This is a genomic window from Cyclobacterium xiamenense, from assembly GCF_009467825.1.
Lineage (GTDB): Bacteria > Bacteroidota > Bacteroidia > Cytophagales > Cyclobacteriaceae > Cyclobacterium > Cyclobacterium xiamenense.
In genome coordinates this window covers 2,036-5,743 of record NZ_WIOK01000063.1, presented here as the reverse complement: position 1 = coordinate 5,743, position 3,708 = coordinate 2,036, and the positions used below count along the sequence as shown (strand labels likewise).

2 protein-coding genes and 1 pseudogene are annotated in these 3,708 nt (G+C 55.2%); all 3 read right to left on the bottom strand.

Annotated elements, in window-relative coordinates; genetic code table 11:
* The coding region (locus GCU44_RS22770; RefSeq protein ID WP_241685076.1) for a c-type cytochrome domain-containing protein at nucleotides 1-1,973 on the bottom strand (1,973 nt) is incomplete at its 3' end.
* Nucleotides 1,957-3,414 (bottom strand): DUF1501 domain-containing protein, encoded by a 1,458-nt coding sequence (locus GCU44_RS22765; RefSeq protein WP_092173898.1) that lies wholly within the window; start codon nucleotides 3,412-3,414, stop codon nucleotides 1,957-1,959. The genes GCU44_RS22765 and GCU44_RS22770, both read right to left, overlap by 17 nt.
* Before the next feature lies 1 nt (nucleotide 3,415).
* A pseudogene (locus GCU44_RS23360) lies at nucleotides 3,416-3,708 on the bottom strand (hypothetical protein); the annotation flags it as partial.

Here is a 3,708-nt window from a genome sequence, read left to right as displayed (position 1 = left end):
GGGCTATCCCGGGTCCACAGCTGCACCTGACTGGGGGGGAAAAACCGCGCACCGCCGTTTTGCCAGATGGAGAGGGCCATGGAGTTGATGGTGGTCGGTGTATCAAAGTCCATTTCTACCTCCAGGGGATTGTTGAGAAAACCCAGCCAGTTGAGATTCCAGCCATCGGGGATGGCTTTTTTTCGGTCAAAGAGGCTTTCCTGTCCATCTCCCTTGTGCCGATCTTCGGGCAGGTAGTTCATTTGGAAGCTATCCGGAACGATGGTGGATTGGATGAATTCGGCTTCCGCGGTCTTGCTTCCGATCCATCCTTCGGCAAAGGCACGCGCTTTTAGGATTTTGTCGGCGTCGATTTCCAGGGGTCCGGTATACACCAGGTGATTGCTGCTGTCGGGTTCTGTTCCATCCAGGGTATAGCCGATGGTGGTGGTGCCAATGGGATGGCTGAGTTGGACGGTAAGTTTGTCGCGGAAAAATGCCCGGTCAAAGGTTATCACGGGTGGATTAAGCGTCAGGATCGTTTCGCTGACGCTGGTGCCGGATTCAATCCGAGTGCCAGGGAGTGCTGCCCGGAGCTCTTCCAGGGAGCTTTCCGAAAGCCCGGTATTCCAGAGGTAGAGTTTTTTCAGGCTTTTAAGTTCCGCCAGTTGTGCCAGGGCAGCCTCCTGCAAGGGGTTGCCTGCCAGGGATAACAGCTGGAGTTTTTCGAGTCCTTTGAGGTACTGCAGGCCTTCTCCCTGGATGGACGCAAAATTCAGGTAGAGTTTTTCCAGGTTGACAAAGCCCGACAGGGATTGCAGGTCTGAGTCCTCCAGAGGCATGTTGTTCAGGTTGATGGAGACTGTCTGCACCTGAATGGGAGCCAACTCTTCCAAGGAGCGGGGATCAAAGCTGGCCCTGCCAAAATAGCTGACCGATACTGCCGGGGATTCCAGCCCCAGGGGTTGTACCTTTCGGTAAAAATTGGTGAGTTCTTCCAGGGTAGCGGAGGAAACTTCGTCAAAATCATAGCTTGCAGGCTGGGCGCTGAATTTGTTTACGGCCAAGCTGTAGATACTGCTGCTGTCGGATAGCTCCTGTACCCTGCCTTCTACCGGGGCGCCGGATTGGATCCAGGCTTCGAGTATGGATTTTTCCTCGGCGGTCAACTGCGGTTTTCCTTCGGGCGGCATGTGTTCTTCGTCTTCCTGGGGAAGATTGATTCGCTGTACCATCAGGCTGTTTTCCAGGTCATGGGGCACGATAGCAGGTCCGGATTCACCACCTTTGAGCAGGCGTTCTACCTGATCCATGCGCAGTTCCCCCTTTTGCTTGGAGGCTTTGTGGCAACTGACGCATTTGTTTTCGATGATGGGATACACGACGTGGGCAAATACTTCTGCTTCCTCCAGGCTGACGGTGAGTTGCTCGTCGGATTTCAAGGGGCCGGTGATGAAGTCTTCTCCATGGGTAATGGAGGCACCCAGGTGGCCGGAAAGGACCACTACTAGGGCCAGAAAGGCCGTGGAGGATTTGATTAGCAGCCGGTTGGGGTACTGCAGGAAGTTGTAGAGCAGGGAGGAGGTCCAGAACACCAGCAGGCCGGTCCACTTATGCCAGCTCAGGGCATCCTGCTCGTAGCCGCTCTCGTGGGAAAGCAACAGGCCGGCGATGACCGTAAACCCAGCTGTGAGCGTACCCAGCAGCAGCAGGTCCCGGCCGTACATGCGGCTGTCTTCCTGGTTTTTTAACAAGTCGGGGATACCGATCAGCAACAGGGCCATCAGGAGTAACACGATGGGAAAGTGCAGCAGCAGGGGGTGCATGCGTCCAAAGACGTGCAGCCAGTCGGGAATGAGCACCCGGTTTTCGGCCAGGACCAGAAAGAGCACAAAGACATTGACGGCAAATACGATCTGGCCCAGGATGGCCTTCAATTTATTGGATAACATAACGTGCAGAAAGGAGGGTGAAGACTCAGGCAATGATGTCATTGACCAGGTTACCGGCCACATCGGTAAGCCGGTACCTTCTACCCTGATGTTTGAAGGTCAGTTTTTCATGATCTACGCCCAGCAGGTGGAGCATGGTGGCATGAAAATCATGCACGTGTACGGGGTTTTTGACAATGTTGTAGCCAAACTCGTCGGTTTCTCCGTAGCTGATCCCTGGCTTCACGCCGCCTCCGGCCATCCAGATGGAAAAGGCCCGGGGGTGATGGTCCCTGCCGTAGTTGTCGGCCGAGAACCTGCCCTGGCAATAATTGGTCCTACCAAACTCTCCTCCCCAGATCACCAGGGTCTCGTCGAGTAGTCCCCGCTGCTTGAGGTCGGTGATAAGGGCAGCGGATGCCTGATCGGTATCCAGGGCCTGTCCGGCCATTTCGTTGGGCAGGTTGCCGTGCTGATCCCATCCCTGATGGTACAGCTGGACAAAGCGTACGCCGTTTTCGGAGAGCTTCCGTGCCAACAGGCAGTTGGCTGCATAAGTGCCGGGTACCAGGCACTCGGGACCGTAGAGTTTGACAATGCTGTCGGGCTCTTTGGACACGTCGGTGACCTCCGGTACGGCGGTCTGCATGCGGTAAGCCATTTCGTATTGCTGTATTTTGGCACTGATCTCCGGATCGCCAAAGGACTGGTAGTTCATCTGGTTGAGTGCGGAGATCTTGTCGAGCATGCGCCTGCGGTCGGTCTTGTTCATGCCTTCGGGATCGTTTAGGTAGAGTACCGGGTCGTCTCCGCTGGAAAACTGCACACCCTGATGTACCGAGTCCAGAAATCCATTGGTCCAGAGTTTGGAATAGACGCCCTGTCCGTTGCCTTTTCCCCGGGACAGCAGCACGCAGAAGCTTGGCAGGTTGTTGTTTTCACTGCCCAGTCCGTAGCTCAGCCAGGCGCCCATGCTGGGTCGGTTGCCTACCTGTGCACCCGTCTGAAAAAAGGTCAATGCGGGATCGTGATTGATGGCTTCTGTGTGCATGGATTTGACGATGCACAGATCGTCCACAATTTTGGCTGTGTAGGGAAACAAGTCGCTTACCCAGGCCCCGGATTGCCCGTATTGCTTGAATCCGTGGTAGGAGCCGACCAGAGGAAAGGAGGACTGACCGGCCGTCATCCCGGTCAGGCGTTGCCCTTGACGGATGGAGTCGGGGAGTTCCTCTCCGAGTCGCTTGTTGAGGGTGGGCTTGTAATCAAAGGATTCCAGCTGACTGGGGGCTCCGTTTTGAAACAAATAGATCACCCGTTTGGCTTTGGGGGCGAAGTGGGGCAGGCTGGCCATCAGCTTATCGGTGTCCAGCTGGGATTTTCCATCAAACAAATCAGGGATCAGAAGCGAGCCCAATGCGACACTTCCCAGTCCCAGGCTTATCTTGGACAGGAACTTTCTCCTGTTTTCGTTCAATCCGTTTTCTAATTGTTCTTTTTCCATATCAGGTTTTGGTAATCGCTTCTTCTACGTTGTAAATGGCCACTATTACTTGCATGAGGGCGGCTGCCTCGGCGGTATCTCCCATGGGACCAAGCGGAGATTCCCCCGGTCTGACGGCTTGCAGTATTTTCTCGGGGCTCTGTTGAAACCGTTTCAACTCTTCCCGGTAGTACTCGGTCAGCAACCCGCGTTCCTCCGCACTGGGAGGACGGCAAAGGATGCGTGCGAATGCTTCCTCAATTGCAGCGTCCTCGGATTTTCCCTGATCGAGTAGTCCGGCTGCCAGCACCCGGG

Coding starts and splice junctions, on each gene's coding strand:
- GCU44_RS22765 (WP_092173898.1), bottom strand. CDS start 3,414: ATGGAAAAAGAACAATTAGAAAACGGATTGAACGAAAACAGGAGAAAG.